The organism is Thalassobius sp. Cn5-15, from assembly GCF_022347685.1.
GTDB lineage: Bacteria > Pseudomonadota > Alphaproteobacteria > Rhodobacterales > Rhodobacteraceae > Thalassobius.
In genome coordinates this window covers 272,734-289,579 of sequence record NZ_JAKRGF010000004.1, presented here as the reverse complement: position 1 = coordinate 289,579, position 16,846 = coordinate 272,734, and the positions used below count along the sequence as shown (strand labels likewise).

The window sequence follows — 16,846 nt, the reverse complement described above, 5'->3', positions numbered from 1 at the left end:
CCGATGAAGAGATTCGTGATGGCCGCGTTGGGCGGCACTCTGGCTGGGGTGATTGCCACCACGCAGGTGACCGGCCCGCTGCTGGCACAGGAAAACACCGCACAGACAAATGTCTATGAACAGCTGGACCTGTTTGGCGATATTTTTGAGCGTATCCGCGCCCAATACGTCGAAGAAGTGGATGAGAAGGACCTGATCGAAGCAGCCATCAACGGCATGCTGACCTCGCTTGATCCGCACTCCTCCTACCTGTCGCCAGACGATGCGGCGGATATGCGGGTCCAAACCCGTGGCGAGTTCGGCGGTCTGGGCATCGAAGTCACGCAGGAAGAGGGCTTCGTCAAAGTCGTCTCCCCCATCGATGGCACACCTGCCAGTGAAGCAGGTGTTGAGGCCGGCGACTTCATCACCCATGTGGATGGCGAAACCCTTCTGGGCCTGCAACTGGACGAAGCGGTCGAACTGATGCGCGGCCCGGTGGGCAGCGAAACCATCATCACCGTGGTGCGTGAGGGCGAACCGGAACCCTTCGACATCTCGATCATCCGCGACACTATCAAACTGACCGCCGTACGCACCCGTACGGAAGGAAACACCGTTGTGCTGCGCGTCACCACCTTTAACGATCAGACCTTCCCCAACCTGAAATCAGGTCTTGAGGACGCGGCAGAGGAAATCGGCGGCCTGGACGCGGTGAGCGGCATCGTGCTGGATCTGCGCAACAACCCAGGTGGCCTGCTGACACAAGCGATCCGCGTCTCCGACGCCTTCCTTGAAAGTGGCGAGATTGTTTCAACCCGTGGCCGCAACCCCGGTGAGGGCGAACGCTACAACGCCAAGTCTGGCGATCTGGCCGAAGGCAAACCGATTGTGGTGCTGATCAACGGCGGCTCTGCCTCTGCCTCGGAAATTGTGGCCGGTGCACTGCAGGATCACCGCCGTGCTATCGTGGTGGGCACCAAGAGCTTCGGCAAAGGATCGGTTCAAACCGTGATGCCGCTGCGCTCCAACGGGGCCATGCGCCTGACAACCGCGCGCTACTACACACCGTCGGGCCGTTCGATCCAGAACCTAGGTGTGTCGCCCGACATTGTGGTCGAACAACCCCGCCGTCGCCCCAACGCCGAGGAAGAGGAGGAGAACGCACGCAACAACCGGTCCGAGGCGGACCTGCGCGGCTCGCTTTCCAACGACTCGCTGTCCGAGGATGAGATCCAGCAGATCGAAGACGAACGCGCCAAGGCCGAAGAGGCCGCCAAACTGCGCGAAGACGACTACCAGCTGGCCTATGCCATCGACCTGCTGCGCGGCCTGTCGGCTCTGGGTCCGAAAGAGTAAGCCACCCCCATGCCTGCGATCCAAAGCCCCCGGTTTCCCCCGGGGGCTTTTTCATTTAGATCAGGGCGAAACGCGCCGCCCTCCGATCAGCCGCAAAGGATCCACAGATGACACCCGAAGAAATCGCCAAGCTTCCCTACCGCCCTTGCGTCGGCGTCATGCTGGTCAACTCGGACGGCCATGTCTTTGTCGGTCAGCGCCTCGACAACCCCGGCCCTGCCTGGCAGATGCCCCAAGGCGGCGTGGATGAGGGCGAAAATCCCCGTGACGCCGCCCTACGCGAGCTGTGGGAAGAAACCGGTGTCACAGCCGACAAAGCCGAAGTCATCGCCGAGAGCGCCGACTGGCTGCCCTATGATCTGCCGCACGATCTGGTGCCGCGCGTCTGGAAAGGCCGCTACCGCGGCCAAGAACAAAAATGGTTCCTGATGCGTTTCACCGGTCAGGACAGTGACGTGAACATCGAAACCGATCATCCAGAATTTGCCCAATGGCGCTGGCTGCCGGTCGATCAACTGGTCGACAGCATCGTGCCGTTCAAGCGCGACGTCTATAGTCGCGTCCTCGACGCCTTCGCAGATCATCTGTGACACGAAACGGGCGCGCCCCAAACAGGACGCGCCCCTTCAATGAGGCTGAAAATACTCTCGCCGCGGCAGGCGGGCCAGCTCAGGCGAATTGCAATGCACGTGTTGGGCGGATCGCGCCGGTCACCAATCCATCCCAATTGCGAATCGCTGGCGTCATGAACTTCTGCGCCGCCGGATGATGCGCATCCAACAGCCCAAGCCGAACAAGTATTGCCGCAATCGCTGCCTCTGCCCCACGGGTCGAACCGTCGATAATCTTCAGGGCGACACCCAGCTTCATTTCTGGAATGATGGCGATGAAAAATGCCTCCGCACCGGTTTTCAGCGCCACTCGACCGTCACAGGCGCGCATCAGCTCAGTGCAGGCGCGCCCCTCACCCGCAACCAGCTCAGGATAGGTCACCATTGCATCCCGCAAGCGGGCAGCTGCATTCTGACGGCGATCGCCCCCCTCCTCGGCCGCAGCGAAAAACGCCATCGCACGGGCAATGCCATGTAGGGTCGCAGTGTGGTTCGGTGCTGAACAGCCATCAATGCCGAAACCGGGACTGGTTTCACCGGTCACCTCTTCAAAGGCGGCCAAACAGGCTTGCTGTACCGGATGGTCAATCTGACAATATTCCGCGCCGCCACCCAAATGCTGGCTCAGCGTCAAGAAGCCCGCATGTTTGCCGGAGCAGTTATTGTGCACCCGACAGGCCGTTTCCCCGTCGCGGATCATCTGAATACGCAGTGCTTCATCACGGCTTTCCTGCGGGCCGCAGCGGAAATCATCATCACCGCAGCCAATGCCTGCCAGCCAGCTATTCACCCGCTCCACATGGATCGGAGCACCGTTGTGGGATGCACAGGCCAACGCCAGATGAGCGGCTGTCAGCCCACGCGCGTCCGCTGCACCACTTTCCACCAGGGGCAGCGCCTGCAGCATCTTTGACGACGAACGCGGCAACACCACCGCATGAGGATCGCCCCAAGCCTCAACAATCTGACCATCCGCACCGCAAATCACCGCGTGACCGCTGTGCAGGCTCTCCAGAAAGGTGCCGCGCCAGACCTCAACCAAGGGCACTGCTGCTGTCATCTCTTGCTCTCCTCGATGTTTCGCGAAAATCCGCCAATCGGCCTTTCGTTGCTGGCGACTTTTGCGCTAATGTAGCACTGTCGAGACAGATGTGCCCGTTTCCACGAGAAAACGCCAGCCCAAGCTGGGGTGGGACAGGCAGAACCCAATTTGAGGCAAGAACAGCTGGAGGCTGGATTAGATGGTATCCCGTATTGCGCATGGATTGATTGCGGTGGCTATGACGCTGGCGACCGCTGGCACCGCAGTGGCGCAGGCAAGCAGCACCAATGAGGTGGCGACTAAAACAGACTGGAGCGTGTTTGAGGACAGCAATCCCAAAGAATGCTGGGCTGTTGCCGCACCGAAAGAGACAGTCAACACCCGCGAAGGCCGCATTGTTTCGGTAAAACGCGGCGACATCCTGTTGATGGCCTTCTACCGTCCCGGATCTGGCGTGACCGGCCAGCTGGCCTTTACCGGCGGCTATGGCTTTGCTTCCGGTGTGCCCGTGACCGTCAATATCGATGGCAACGAATTCAAGCTATTCAGCCAAGGCGAATGGGCCTGGGCCGAAAGCGCCGCAGATGATGCCAAAATCATCGCTGCGCTGAAACGTGGTCGTAGCGCCACGGTGACCGGCCTGTCCCAACGCAGCCGCACCACCACCAAAGACACGTTTTCGCTGTCCGGCTTCACCGCCGCGATCGAAGAAGCACAAACGCGCTGCAAATAAACAGCACAGCGTTGCAGAAATATTTCAACCCCGCCTTCCCAAGAGAAAGCGGGGTTTATTTTTGCCCTTACGTCACTATTTCCTTGCAGATCACCGACACTGGTCTATGCCGGATTGAACGACAGAAGAACGAAGGCCAATGGCACCAGACGGAACACTCGCATCCCCCGCGCACATCGCACCTACAACAACCCAAGCTGCCAAAAGCGACGCCCAGAAATGGGTCCGCATCATGGCCCGCTACCGCGATCCCAGTACCCGCCGCAGCTTGACAGAGGTGGCGATCACCCTGTTACCGTTTCTGGCAATCTGGGCGCTGGCATGGTGGGTCAGCGGCTATAGTTACCTTGCGGCCTTTGCTTTGGGGGCTGTGAACGCACTGTTCCTACTGCGCCTCTTTGCGATTCAGCATGATTGCGGCCACGGCGCGCTGTTTGCCAACCGTCATCTCAGCGACTGGACCGGCCGTGTCCTCGGTGTTCTCACCCTGACGCCTTATGATGTCTGGCGCCGCACCCACGCCGCCCATCACGGCACCGCAGGCAATCTGGACCGTCGCGGCATGGGCGATATCCACACCAAGACCGTCGAGGAATATCAGGCACTGTCTAAATGGGGGCAACTGCGCTACCGCCTCTATCGCAATCCTATTGTGCTGTTCGGCTTTGGCCCCGGCTACCTGTTCTTCCTACAAAACCGTCTGCCTCTTGGGCTGATGAACCAGCGCCGCTATTGGATGTCAGCGATGACCACCAACCTGTCTATCGTCGTGCTGTTCGGAGCGATCTGGTATTTTGGCGGTTTGGCGCCTCTGTTGCTGATCGCGCTACCCTCCATCCTGATTGCTGCCACCGCAGGCATGTGGCTCTTCTATGTGCAGCACCAGTTTGAATGCACCCAATGGGCGCCAGACAGCGACTGGCACATGCAACATGCAGCACTGTACGGGTCGTCCTACTATGTACTGCCCAAAGTGCTGCAATGGTTCAGTGCGAACATAGGCATTCATCATGTGCATCACGTCTATAGCCGCATTCCCTTCTACCGCTTGCCGGAGGTGCTGAAGGATCACGCAGAACTGGCCAAGATCAACCGGATGAACATCCGCGAAAGTCTGGTAAACGCTCGCCTGCACCTGTGGGACGACAAAACCCAACGTTTGCTGAGCTTCGCGCAGGCGCGTCAGCTCTACGGCTGATCGCTGCCCCATGCTCACCCAAGCGGGCGCATAGCTGCCATGCAAGGCCAAAGCCTATCGCACATAGGCTTTGGCAATTTGTCCCGAATCCTGTATGAGACGCGTTCATCCCATTTAGGAAGCGCGATATGACGGCCACTGCACCGATTACTCAGGATGTGAAAACCTTCCCCCGCAAATTGCCGGAGGGGCCGAAAAACATCGTCGGCCTGACCCGTAACGGTCTGCGCGAAGCGTTGATCGAGATTGGAACGCCTGAGAAACAGGCCAAAATGCGGGTCAATCAGATCTGGCAGTGGGTCTACCAATGGGGCGTGCGTGATTTCGCCGAGATGACCAACCTGGCCAAAGCCTATCGTGCGAAATTGGCCGAAAACTTCGTCATCGAGGTGCCTGAGGTGGTCAGCAAGCTGGTGTCGACCGATGGCACCCGCAAATATCTGGTGCGCATCGCCGGCGGCCATGAGGTCGAGGTGGTCTATATCCCCGAAGAAGGCCGCGGCACGCTATGTGTGTCGTCGCAGGTGGGTTGTACGCTGACCTGTTCCTTCTGCCACACCGGCACACAGAAACTGGTGCGCAACCTGACTGCGGGCGAAATTGTCGGCCAAATCATGATGGCGCGCGACGATTTGGACGAATGGCCCGAACCCGGTGTTGGCACTGGCGACGCTGGCCCGCGCCTTTTGTCAAACATCGTGCTCATGGGCATGGGCGAGCCGCTTTATAACTTCGACAATGTGCGTGACGCGATGAAGATCGCGATGGACGGCGAGGGGATCAGCCTCAGCCGTCGTCGCATCACCCTGTCGACCTCCGGAGTGGTGTCCGAGATTGCGAAAACCGCGCAGGACATCGGTTGCCTGTTGGCGATCAGCTTCCACGCAACAACGGATGAAACCCGCGACGTGCTGGTCCCGATCAACAAGAAGTGGAACATCCACGAATTGCTGACAGCACTGGCCGAATATCCCAAAGCGTCGAATTCTGAGCGGATCACCTTTGAATATGTGATGCTGGATGGCGTGAACGACAGCGATGCAGATGCACATCGTCTGATCAAATATCTGAAAGACTATAACATTCCAGCCAAGATCAACCTGATCCCGTTCAACGAATGGCCCGGGTCGCCCTACAAATGCTCCTCGAACAACCGCATTCGCGCCTTTGCAGACATCATTTACAAAGCAGGCTACGCCAGCCCGATCCGCAAAACCCGCGGTGATGACATCATGGCCGCCTGTGGTCAGCTGAAATCGGCCACCGAACGCGCCCGCAAATCGCGCAAGCAGATCGAGGCAGAGGCCGGTCTGAACGGGTAATCGGGGGAAAGCTGGTTTCGGGCGCCGCAAAGCAACGACCGAAACCGGCGGCCTTTCTGGGGCCTAGAGTCCTGATTTCCCCACCTAGAAACCAGCCGGGAATTCGTCATCCGCTACCGCCTTTTGGCGGTAGCTATCACCCTTTGCCCTGATCAATCGCCGTTTTGAAGGGCTGCGCAGACGCCCAAACATCCGCTCTACTCAACATGTGAACCCATGTTGGAGATCGTTGTTATGTTGACCAGTGCCTTTGAAAAGAACCCGCTTCACTCCCTCGCAGTCATCGAATTGCTGCGCGAAGAGCGCCGCAAATCCCTGTCCTTGCGCGAATTTAAACACCGCCTGATGGGCTACGGATACAAGATTCGCCAAACCGCCCGCGGCGCGGTGGTGGAAAGCGTCAGCTCACAGAAAGAGATCTGCAAGCTGCCGCATGAGTTGATGCAGTAAGCCAGATACATCTGGGGCTTACCGCCCCGGAATGGCATCCCGCGTGGTGCCCGCACCTTCCCATGTCTCGATCGCCTCGACCGCCTCGGCCGCTGTTTCGACGAACCGGAACAGATCCAGATCCTCGGCAGAAATAGTGCCCGCCTCGGACAGCGCTTCCCAGTTGATGATCGACCGCCAGAAGCTTTCGCCGAACAACAGAAACGGCACCCGCGCCATGCGGCCCGTCTGGATCAGCGTCAGCGCCTCGAACAGTTCATCCAGCGTGCCGAAACCTCCGGGGAAAACGGTGACCGCCTTGGCGCGCATAAGAAAATGCATTTTGCGAATGGCGAAATAGTGGAAGTTAAAGCACAGGTCTGGTGAGACATATTCATTGGGCGCCTGCTCATGTGGCAGCACAATGTTGAGCCCGATAGATTCGCCCCCCGCATCACGCGCGCCCAAGTTTCCCGCCTCCATCACGCCAGGGCCTCCGCCAGTACAGACCACATAGTCATGACGGTCCGTTTCGCGATCCTTCAGCGTCATCAGCCGGGCGAATTCACGCGCCTCATCATAGTATTTCGACAGATCCGCCAAGGTCTGGGTGCGCGCCTGATCCTTTGCCTCAGGGCGCGGGATACGCGCTCCGCCGAACAACACAACAGTGCCATCGACACCATATTCATCCATCAACAGTTCCGGCTTCAGCAATTCCAATTGCAAGCGCACAGGGCGCAGATCTTCGCGGCAGAGGAAATCATTGTCATTGAACGCCAGCTTATATGACGGCGCCCGCGTTTGCGGAGTATCGGGCACCTCGTGGCTGGTTTCGATATCTGTATGCGCATCACGCAGCGGGTTGCGGCGGTCGTCTGTCATGCTCGGAAATCCTTGTGTTTTATGTGCTTAGCCTCCCACAGGTTGACGGTGGGGCAAAGGGGGAAAATCGCCCATATAAGTATCATCTGTGTGCTTGCCGGATGGCATCGGAAAAATTATAGATAATCCATGTCAAACGCCACCGTCGCCAATCGCATTTATGCCGACCTATCCGAAAAAATCATCCGGGGCACGCTGCCACCGGGGGAAAAACTACGCCAGGATCACATCGCGCGGGCCTTTGACACCAGCCACGTCCCAGTGCGTGAGGCATTACTGAAACTAGAGGCGCACGGGCTGGCGATTAGCCAGCCACGTCGCGGCACACGGGTCAGCGAATTGGATCCAGCAGAGCTGCGCGAAATCACCGATATGCGCGCAGCACTTGAAGTTCTGGCGCTGCAACATGCGGGCATGGCAATGACCAGCGCTGATCTGCACAAGGCCGAAGAAGCGCGCAAAGCCTGCGATGCGGCTGAGGATCTGCCTACTTGGGAGGCGAAAAACCGTGCCTTTCACCGCATAATCCTAGCGCCCTGTCGTATGCCACGTCTGCTGGCGACCATCGACGACCTGCATATCGCATCAGCCCGTCACCTGCTGGCCAACTGGCAAAGCGGCTGGATACAGCGTGAGGATAAAGACCACGCGGCGATTCTCGTCCTGCTGCGCCGACGTGATGTTGGCGCCGCTTGCGAATTACTGCGCCGCCATCTGCGCAAAACTGACCGCATCGCGCTGCGCTGACCTTGCACTAATTCTGTGATTTTATAGACAAAATCATCTTAACAAAAATTCATCTTGAAAAATTATCTATTATGTAAATTATTCATCTCGGCATATGAAATTTTTTATCTATAAAAAGGAAGTCCGCGATGACCACCACCGCAAACACCACCGCAGGCAGCCTGAGCCTGCCCGCACAGATCCTGCGTGTCGCCACCGGCGTCGCGCTGCTGACCGTCAGCGCCAAGGTGCAGGTGCCATTCTGGCCGGTGCCGATGACCCTGCAGGTTGCCGCCCTGATGATGATCGCCGCGACCTACGGATTTCGCCTCGGCACGGCGACAATGATTGGCTATCTGATGGCGGGCGCCGCTGGTCTGCCTGTTTTCGCCGGCACGCCAGAAAAGGGCATCGGTCTTGCCTATATGCTGGGCACCTCGGGCGGCTATCTGGTGGGCTTCCTCGTGGCGACGGCCATTGTCGGCTACGCCGCGGACAAGTTGCCGAAACTGGCGCTGTGGCCTGCAATGTTTGCCGGTCTGGCCGCAATCTACGCCTTCGGTCTGGCGTGGCTGGCGCAATTCGCGCCTGAGGGCAAACTGCTGGCGTGGGGCTTCACCCCGTTCATCGCTGGCGATCTGGTGAAAATCACCCTCGCCGCTGTTGTGGTGCTGGGCGCCCCTGCCGCATTGATCGCGAAAATCCGCGGGACTGCAACGGATGCTTGATCAAGATCCCCAACAAGCATCCTCGACCCCTTCAGAGTTCCGCTCTGACTGGACTGTGGATGAGGTGGAGGCGCTTATGCGCCTCCCCTTGCTAGAACTGGTTGGGCGCGCAAGTGAGATTCACCGCCACCACCACGACGCCGAGGACATCCAGAAGGCCAGCCTTCTGTCGATCAAAACCGGCGGCTGTCCCGAAGATTGCGCCTACTGCCCGCAATCGGCCCACCACAAAGAGGTGGACCTGGACAAAGAAAAACTGATGAATCCCAAACATGTTGTGTCGCTGGCAAAACGCGCGCAGCAGGCAGGCGCCGAACGGTTCTGCATGGGTGCCGCGTGGCGCCGCGTGCGCGACGGGCAGGAATTTGACAACGTACTGGAAATGGTGCGTGGTGTGAACGATCTGGGAATGGAGGCCTGCGTGACCCTTGGCATGCTGGAACCCCATCAGGCGCAAGCCTTGGCTGAAGCGGGGCTGAAGGCCTATAACCACAACCTTGATACCAGCCCAGAATTCTATGGCGAGATTATCGGCACCCGAACCTATCAGGACCGGCTGGAAACACTGGCCCATTGCCGCGATGCGGGTCTGGATCTTTGCTGTGGCGGCATCATCGGCATGGGCGAAAGCTGGCGTGATCGCGCATCTATGCTGCAGGTGCTGGCGGGTTTCGATCCCCACCCCGAAAGCGTGCCGATCAACGCACTGATCGCCACCAAGGGCACGCCGCTGGAACACCGCGAAAAGGTGCAGGCCTTTGACCTGTTGCGCATGGTCGCCACCGCGCGAATTCTGATGCCGAAAACCCGCGTGCGCCTGTCGGCGGGACGCTCTGATTTCTCGGCGGCGGAGCAGGCGTTGTGCTTCCTTGCCGGTGCAAACTCTGTCTTTTATGGCGATGTGCTGCTGACCGCGCCCAACGCAGGCACCGGTGATGACCGCGATATGTTTGCCGCCCTTGGGTCGCTAAGCGCCACGTAAGTGACGCCCAAGATTGCGCAAAGGCCCTTGCTCACCTATAGCAAGGGCAAACCGCAGCATAAAATACCCACAGGAACAGAGGACAGCCCATGTCGAACGCTCAACTGGAACAGGCAATCGAAGCCGCCTGGGACGCCCGCGACACCATCACCCCGGCCACCACCGGCGAAACCCGCGACGCTATCGAGGACACGCTGAACGCGCTGGATTCGGGCAAGCTGCGTGTAGCAGAGAAACTGGAAAGCGGTGACTGGCATGTGAACCAGTGGGCCAAAAAGGCCGTCCTGCTGGGTTTCCGCATCAAGGACATGGAACTGCAATCCGGCGGCCCGCAGGGGGCCAGCTGGTGGGACAAGGTCGACAGCAAATTCGCCGGTTGGGGCGAAGCGGAATACAAGGCCGCAGGCTTCCGTTCTGTGCCCAACGCCATCGTGCGCAAATCGGCCTTTGTTGCGCCCGGCGTGGTGCTGATGCCCTCGTTTGTGAACCTCGGCGCCTATGTGGATGAAGGCACTATGGTAGACACCTGGGCCACCGTTGGTTCCTGTGCGCAGATCGGTAAAAACGTCCACCTGTCGGGTGGCGTTGGCATCGGCGGCGTTCTGGAACCAATGCAGGCTGGCCCGACCATCATTGAGGACAACTGTTTCATCGGTGCGCGTTCCGAGGTGGTCGAAGGCTGCATCGTGCGCGAAGGGTCTGTTCTGGGCATGGGCGTTTACATCGGCCAGTCGACCAAGATCGTTGACCGCGAAACCGGCGAAGTGATGTACGGCGAAGTGCCGCCCTACTCGGTTGTTGTGTCCGGCTCCATGCCGTCGAAAAACGGCATCAACCTCTACTGCGCGGTGATCGTGAAGCGCGTGGATGAAAAGACACGTTCGAAAACCGGCATCAACGAGCTTCTGCGCGATTGATTCCGGCCGAGACCGCTTACATTTTAAAATGGTGCCCTTCGGGGCGCCATTTTTATTACTCTGACAGTTAGCCCGCCTGCAAAGCCCGCGCCTCATAGCCCCGCAAAGAGAGGCGCGCCGCAGGCCCGTAACCGTGACCTGTTGCCAGATCCAACTGCGGAAACAACGCAAGGATTTCAGCCTGCGCATCGCGGTCAAACCCTGTCGATGCCTCAGGTCCGGGCAAGTAGCTTTCGCTCCAGATGCCATTGGTGTGCAGGATCTCATGGCGGTCAAACAGCAGGTGCACGTAGGTCACATCCGGATTTTGCATACAGCGGCAAACGGTATCGCCATTCACCAGATGTTTCGCAGCCACCAGCACCTCATTCGCATCGAACAACATCGACACCCGCTCTTCGCGGATCAGCAGGCGGTGTTGTGGCGAAATCAGCAATCTCCCATGTTCACCTAACGCGTTGGCTGCCACCTCAATCGGGGCATTGTCGCGAGTCACGGCGGTATGGCAGCTGCCCGCCCAGCGCACTGGTTGATAGCCATGATCACGTGTCAGAACCAGATCGCCCGGCACCAACCGCTCCACCGGCATCGGCCCGCGCGCGGTATCAACAAGCGTACCGACAACGAAACAGGGAACTGAGGACACGGTGACGTAACCTGCCGCTTCAGCGCCCGAAGCATCGGTCACGGTGTAGGTGAAGGTACTATCATCCTCGATATGGGCAGCGGTGATACCCAGCGTTCCGTCACCGTTCAAACGGATCTCTGCGCCACAGGTCAGCGTTATCACATTGCCTGCCACAAGTGGCTGATCGTTGATGTGCGTTATCGTCAACTGACCACCAGCGTAGGTGCTGTCATTGGCCAGAACATCCAGCGTACCTTCGGCCCCGATCGGCAACTCAATCTCATCATCGACCACAGTAATCGAACTTTGAATACTGTCCGCTTTGATCATCAGGTTGCTGTCGTATTTGGCGTCGCCTGCATCGGCGATACCAATTTCGATATTATTGACCTCACCCGGATTGACGGGCGCCCGCAGAATCAACGTGATGGTCATGCCGTCCATCTCTGTGTTGAAATCACCTTTGGCATTATCAATGTACCAGTCAGGATTGTTATCTGGATTGATCTCATCAATAGAGATTTCGCTGTTGCCCAGCGTCAATTCGGCCTGTTCGCCGTTGACCCATACCCCCACGGCGTCATTGAAACCTTTGTCCACCCATTCCAGATACTCTTCGGATGAAAAAGTCAGCTGCATCGACAACGTGTTGCCCTGAGGGATGAAGTCTGCCTCAAAGATAGCCCCATCGAAGGTTCTCACCCCAGCAATCTCATTTAAGCCAGCGTGGTTGTTAACCCCGTTGGTGTCAGTCGTCGTCTTGGCAGAGTTATTGACCTGCCCCTGCGCATTGGTAATGTCACGCGCCTTGCCGGTCGATAGGATCACCCCGCTGTCCGATGGCGCAACACCAGGAATCGTACTGTCTGCGCCCGAATAGATCCCAGAGGACCGCATATCACCGTAGTAAGACGCTCCCTGAACGGTCACACCTTCGCCAAAGATCGCGTCTGCCATCTGATCGGCAGTGGCCCTGACATTCACACTCAATTTACTTGCAGTTGCCATTTGAAAACTCGCGCTGACTTTGGATGCATAATATTATTTTTATAAATTTACAGGTTTTATGCTGCGACCGCACAGCGCCCAAAAGCAGGCCGCCCGCCAATTAAGAGTGCGACACACCCTCAAATAGCGCGTGTAAAACCACTCCTTATGGAGGGGTGAGAGAGGCAAAACTAAGCAATTAGGACATATTTCAACCAAAGGTGACCTAAGGGAAAGAATCATCCAAAACAGCGACGGAATTGCTGCGTTGCTGCGTATCACCCTAAATCCAACACCCAAGCGGGAGCGTCATATGTATCGTATCAGCCTATTAAGCATCGCCATTTTGATCGGCGGCTGTGTGCAATCCACCAACGCAGGCGATGATCACGACCACAGTCACAGCCAGACGCATGATCACAGTGTCAGCCATGCTCACGTGAAGGTCAGCGGTGATCAGCGCTGCATCACGTCAGAGGCCACGCCGCCCCATTCCATTGGCCAATTCCCCACGCGCGGCAATCCACACTCCTTCCGCGGTCAGGATCTGACAGTCTGTGTCGATGCCACGCCCGCGCAGACGGGGCGGGTGACCCGCAACACCAGCGCCTCTGGCATCACACTTTCAGGCATTCTGCTGCGCCCGGGCACGGCAGAATATTATGACCCGACCGGCCGACGCGGCTTTTCGCGTGATCGTTCCAGCGGTTGGAGGGTCGAGGGCATGGGCGCAGCCAGCCAGTTGGGTATGGATCACGCCAACGCCCATGTGGATCACCGTGGCCTCTACCACTACCACGCCCCTGCGGACATTTGGACTGGCGATCTCATCGGCAACGAGGGCGATAGCCTGATCGGTTATGCGGCAGACGGGTTTGAAATCCACTATGTCGGCGACCAGGCCCGCAGCAGCTGGCAGTTAAAATCCGGCACCCGTCCCTCGGATGAGGACAGTCCCGGTGGTCGCTATGATGGCACCTATGAGCAGGATTACACCTATCGCGCCGGCAGCGGCACATTGGATGAATGCAACGGTGCCACTGTGGCGGGGCGTTATATCTATTTTGCGACCCATAGCTACCCGTTCTTCCCCCGCTGCTTCAAAGGCACGGTGAGTGATGATTTCCTGCGCCGTCGCTAGCCCGTCGCCCCCCCAAAAGCCGCTTCGCGCTTGATCCATTGGCATCATCGGCGTATTGCCTGCCTCATGAGCGAGAAAAAGAAACAGAAGAAACCGTCGCGTCAGCAGGTCTACACGCTGCTGGTACAGGTTGGCCGCAAGGATGGCGATGGCCTGCCCGAAGGGGCCACAGGCGGCGCCCTGATGATCTATGCAAGCGGCGTGGATGAAGCAGAGGCCGTGCGCGAAACCGTGGCGATCCTGAAACAGGCTGATCTGGCCCCGTTGGATGTAACCGGCTATGGTACGTTGGATGAACGTCTGGAACAGGGCCATGACATCAACGAGGATGAGCGCACCCTGATGGCACGCGCACTCGAAGAGAACTCGGTCATTGTGGCGCAGATGACGCCGTTCTTTGATGGTGAGGATCTGAACGACCTCGAACGCGCGCCGGTCCAGTAAACCTACAACCTGCGCACGGCCTCAGGCAGCACGCAGTTCGGCCAGCGTTATTGCCTCAAACTGATCGACCATAGGACAATCGGGCGCCTGATGCTCTGGCAGGCGTGCCCGTTCCGCCCCCGCTAAAAGCGACGCCTGCATCAACCCCGCGTCGCGGCGCTGCCGCCCCAAAAACAGGGTTTCAAACGGCGCGCCTGCAATGATGCAGGGTTCGTTCCCCGGCAATACAAATTGATAGTAGCGCAGGGTATCCCCAACCCGCGCACGGATGGCTGAAACACCGTTGACCAGATGGGTCGCCGGAATGCGCACATGCGACCGGCCAAAAAGGTATTCAACCGCCGATCCAGCAGTGCGCAGACACTGCTCTGCCCCAACAACCAGATCACGCTGTAAACCAAAGTAAGGTGCGCGCAACAAAACAGGGGCGAAACTGCCAAGGCTCGGTACCTCACGGCTGATCACATGCAGCACCGGCACTAGATCGCCACTGGCGCTTTGCAACAGATCACCACGACGGATCCGCGCCGCGGGGCGATAGCCCTGATCGGTTAGCACTGGCACCTGCGCGCTGAGGCTTGGCATCGGCCCCAAAGGCTCAATCGCGGTCGACACCGCAAAGAAGCGGACACAGCGATCCATCTGCCGCTGCAACGGGTCCAACGTCATCACTCGCAGGTCTGACAGCAAGAGCGGCTTCGGATCACTCAACTCTTTCAGAAACACATGGCCCGAACGGATCCGCTCGATCGCCAGACGCCCCCATCGGGCGGGCCCGTCCCAGCTGTAGCTGACCCGCAACTCTTCGGCCTGCGTCACGGCCTCATGTTCCAGCACCGTGTGGAACACATCGCGGCCTTGCGTGATCACCAGCGCGATGCCCCCCGTGGGCAGGATCTGCAGGGACAGCGAGCTGATCCATGGATGATCCCGGTGATACCCCAGCAAACGCCGTGGCCGACCGTCACCCGGCAGGCGCATTTCAAACGTCAAAGTGCCGCGCGACAACAGACTGTTGGGAGACAGATCCAACGTCACGTCCGGCGCTGTTGCACCGATGCCCGCAGGGTCAAACACCTGCCGTATCTGATCTGATAGCGCGATCCAGCTCATCCTCAGGCCACCTGATCCTCTGCATCGGGGTGAAGCAGCGTCGCCTCGAACCGGCGCAGGGTTTTGCGCGCGGTGGGGCCGTACCCCTCCCCTGTTGCGGGGTCGAGTTCAGGAAACAGCGCGCAGATCTCTTGCATGATATCCTGTTCCATCGCACTGGCCATTTGCGGCCCCGGCAGGAAACTTTCGGTTTCAAGCCCTTCGGACCAGAGGATCTGATGGCGATCAAACATCAGATGGACATAGGTCACATCGCCGCCCGCCACCTGACGGACATTGCGGCCATCCACCAATTCTTTGGCGGCCACCAACACCTCTGCCTCGCCAAACAGCAACTCGCTACGCGGATCGCTAAGCATCACCCGGTGCAGCGGCGACACCCATAGGTCACCATGTTCGCCAAAGGTGCCACGACGAATATGGATCGGGGCAAAGTCGCCTTCTGCCGCAACCGTGCGCGACCCGATCCAACGCACCGGCTGGGCGCCATCATCCTTAGTCAGGACCAAATGGCCCACCTCCAGATGCTCTACCGCCACTTCACCGGCGGGCGTTTTCACCCGCGTGCCTTCGACGAAACACGGCACCTGATTGACGGTCACAAAGGCAGTGTCGCTGATGCCAGCATTCGTTTCAGCGGTGTAAGAGAAGGTCACGCTTTCCAGATCGCCGTCGGCCAGAATGGTCAGCGTACCATCAGCATTCACCTGCAACTGCTGGCCCGTGGAAAGAGTGACCACCGACCCAGTAGACACGGCCTGCCCGTTGATATGGGTCAGCGTCAGCGTGCTGGCGCCATCCCCGTCATTGGCCAGAACATCCACAGTGCGGCTGAACCCGGGGGCGATATCCACATCGTCATCACCAGCAATAAAGGCAGTCTGGATACTGTCACCGGCAATCAGCAGCGTCGAATCGTAGCTGGAATCGCTCACATCCGCGATGCCGATACGCAGACTGTTCACCTGGCCGGGGATGACGTTCATGTTCAACGTCATGGTGGCGGTGAAACCATCCATCTCGGTGTTGAAATCATCATTCAGGTTCGAGATGAACAGCGACTCGTTGCTGTTGCCATTGATGTTCAACGGATCAATGTCACCATCCCCAACCGCCAGATCCACCTGCTGCCCGTTGACCCAGACACCGATGAAATCCTGATAGAGGCTGTTAACGAACTCGGGATATTCCTCCGAGGCAAAGACGAACTGGATCGTCATCGTGTCGCCATTGGGAATGAAATCTACATCCAGAAACGCTGCATCGTACGTGCGCGTACCCGCCGCCGCGTTGAAATCCGCGTTATCGTTGATGCCCCGTGTGTTGCTGGAAGTGCTGTTGGAGATGTTGGTGTTGGTCGACCCGCTGCTGCGGGTGAAATTACTGGTCCGGCCAGTGGACAGAATCACACCTGTGTCGCCCGGCGTCACCCCATCGGCGATCGCATCGCCGTTGGAATAGGTGCCCGAAGACCGCCGGTCGCCGGAATAGTCGGCATTCACCACTGTGACACCGGCGCCAAAAATCTCCTGCGCCATTTGAATGGCACTGGCGTTGTTGTTAATCGGTAGTTCCTGTGCAATCGGCATGTGCTCACCCACCCACGTTCGCGGGCAGCACGC

At 58.5% G+C, this 16,846-nt stretch carries 17 protein-coding genes; 12 read left to right on the top strand and 5 right to left on the bottom strand.

What is annotated here, in order from left to right; genetic code table 11:
- Window positions 1-3: 3 nt before the first annotated feature.
- A complete protein-coding gene (locus MHM86_RS11350; protein ID WP_239199430.1) occupies window positions 4-1,338 on the top strand; it encodes a S41 family peptidase in 1,335 nt (444 codons plus the stop codon).
- 107 nt (window positions 1,339-1,445) lie between these two features.
- A complete protein-coding gene (locus MHM86_RS11345) occupies window positions 1,446-1,928 on the top strand; it encodes an RNA pyrophosphohydrolase (RefSeq protein WP_239199427.1) in 483 nt (160 codons plus the stop codon).
- A gap of 79 nt (window positions 1,929-2,007) precedes the next feature.
- On the opposite strand, the gene MHM86_RS11340 is transcribed toward MHM86_RS11345, so the two are convergent.
- A complete protein-coding gene (locus tag MHM86_RS11340; protein WP_239199424.1) occupies window positions 2,008-3,009 on the bottom strand; it encodes an asparaginase in 1,002 nt (333 codons plus the stop codon).
- A 181-nt stretch (window positions 3,010-3,190) separates the two neighbouring features.
- Between MHM86_RS11340 and MHM86_RS11335 the strand changes: the two genes are divergently transcribed.
- The 4 genes from MHM86_RS11335 (at window position 3,191) to MHM86_RS11320 (ending at window position 6,694) form a co-directional block, all read left to right on the top strand.
- Window positions 3,191-3,724 carry an invasion associated locus B family protein gene (locus tag MHM86_RS11335; RefSeq protein WP_239199421.1) on the top strand — a complete coding sequence of 178 codons (534 nt, stop codon included), beginning with the start codon at window positions 3,191-3,193 and terminating at the stop codon, window positions 3,722-3,724.
- 139 nt (window positions 3,725-3,863) lie between these two features.
- Entirely contained in the window at window positions 3,864-4,922 is a 1,059-nt protein-coding gene (locus MHM86_RS11330; RefSeq protein ID WP_239199418.1) for a fatty acid desaturase, read from the top strand.
- A gap of 128 nt (window positions 4,923-5,050) precedes the next feature.
- Window positions 5,051-6,244: a 23S rRNA (adenine(2503)-C(2))-methyltransferase RlmN gene (gene rlmN, locus MHM86_RS11325; RefSeq protein WP_239199415.1), complete on the top strand. Its 1,194-nt coding sequence runs from the start codon at window positions 5,051-5,053 to the stop codon at window positions 6,242-6,244.
- Window positions 6,245-6,460: 216 nt separating this feature from the next.
- Entirely contained in the window at window positions 6,461-6,694 is a 234-nt protein-coding gene (locus MHM86_RS11320) for a hypothetical protein (RefSeq protein ID WP_239199412.1), read from the top strand.
- Between the two features lie 18 nt (window positions 6,695-6,712).
- On the opposite strand, the gene MHM86_RS11315 is transcribed toward MHM86_RS11320, so the two are convergent.
- A complete protein-coding gene (locus MHM86_RS11315; RefSeq protein ID WP_239199409.1) occupies window positions 6,713-7,558 on the bottom strand; it encodes an LOG family protein in 846 nt (281 codons plus the stop codon).
- Window positions 7,559-7,687: 129 nt separating this feature from the next.
- Here MHM86_RS11315 and MHM86_RS11310 point away from each other — a divergent pair, with 129 nt between their 5' ends.
- From MHM86_RS11310 to dapD, 4 genes are all read left to right on the top strand, one after another.
- Window positions 7,688-8,305, top strand: coding sequence for a GntR family transcriptional regulator (locus MHM86_RS11310; RefSeq protein WP_239199406.1), 618 nt, complete (start codon window positions 7,688-7,690; stop codon window positions 8,303-8,305).
- A 128-nt stretch (window positions 8,306-8,433) separates the two neighbouring features.
- Window positions 8,434-9,012, top strand: coding sequence for a biotin transporter BioY (locus tag MHM86_RS11305; RefSeq protein WP_239199403.1), 579 nt, complete (start codon window positions 8,434-8,436; stop codon window positions 9,010-9,012).
- Window positions 9,005-9,994, top strand: a complete 990-nt coding sequence (gene bioB, locus MHM86_RS11300) for a biotin synthase BioB (protein WP_239199400.1) — start codon at window positions 9,005-9,007, stop codon at window positions 9,992-9,994. Before MHM86_RS11305 ends, bioB begins: the two co-directional genes overlap by 8 nt.
- An 89-nt stretch (window positions 9,995-10,083) precedes the next feature.
- A complete protein-coding gene (gene dapD / locus MHM86_RS11295; protein ID WP_239199397.1) occupies window positions 10,084-10,911 on the top strand; it encodes a 2,3,4,5-tetrahydropyridine-2,6-dicarboxylate N-succinyltransferase in 828 nt (275 codons plus the stop codon).
- Between the two features lie 67 nt (window positions 10,912-10,978).
- Here dapD and MHM86_RS11290 read toward each other — a convergent pair whose 3' ends face one another.
- Window positions 10,979-12,547 (bottom strand): choice-of-anchor L domain-containing protein, encoded by a 1,569-nt coding sequence (locus MHM86_RS11290; RefSeq protein ID WP_239199394.1) that lies wholly within the window; start codon window positions 12,545-12,547, stop codon window positions 10,979-10,981.
- A 292-nt stretch (window positions 12,548-12,839) separates the two neighbouring features.
- On the opposite strand from MHM86_RS11290, the gene MHM86_RS11285 reads away from it, so the two are divergent.
- Window positions 12,840-13,667, top strand: a complete 828-nt coding sequence (locus MHM86_RS11285; RefSeq protein WP_239199391.1) for a YHYH protein — start codon at window positions 12,840-12,842, stop codon at window positions 13,665-13,667.
- 66 nt (window positions 13,668-13,733) lie between these two features.
- Window positions 13,734-14,111: a hypothetical protein gene (locus tag MHM86_RS11280; RefSeq protein WP_239199387.1), complete on the top strand. Its 378-nt coding sequence runs from the start codon at window positions 13,734-13,736 to the stop codon at window positions 14,109-14,111.
- 21 nt (window positions 14,112-14,132) lie between these two features.
- On the opposite strand, the gene MHM86_RS11275 is transcribed toward MHM86_RS11280, so the two are convergent.
- Together MHM86_RS11275 and MHM86_RS11270 are read right to left on the bottom strand one after the other, a co-directional pair.
- A complete protein-coding gene (locus MHM86_RS11275; protein WP_239199384.1) occupies window positions 14,133-15,224 on the bottom strand; it encodes a Hint domain-containing protein in 1,092 nt (363 codons plus the stop codon).
- A 2-nt stretch (window positions 15,225-15,226) separates the two neighbouring features.
- Complete coding sequence (locus MHM86_RS11270; protein ID WP_239199381.1) at window positions 15,227-16,813, bottom strand: Hint domain-containing protein; 1,587 nt, start codon at window positions 16,811-16,813, stop codon at window positions 15,227-15,229.
- Window positions 16,814-16,846: the final 33 nt, after the last annotated feature.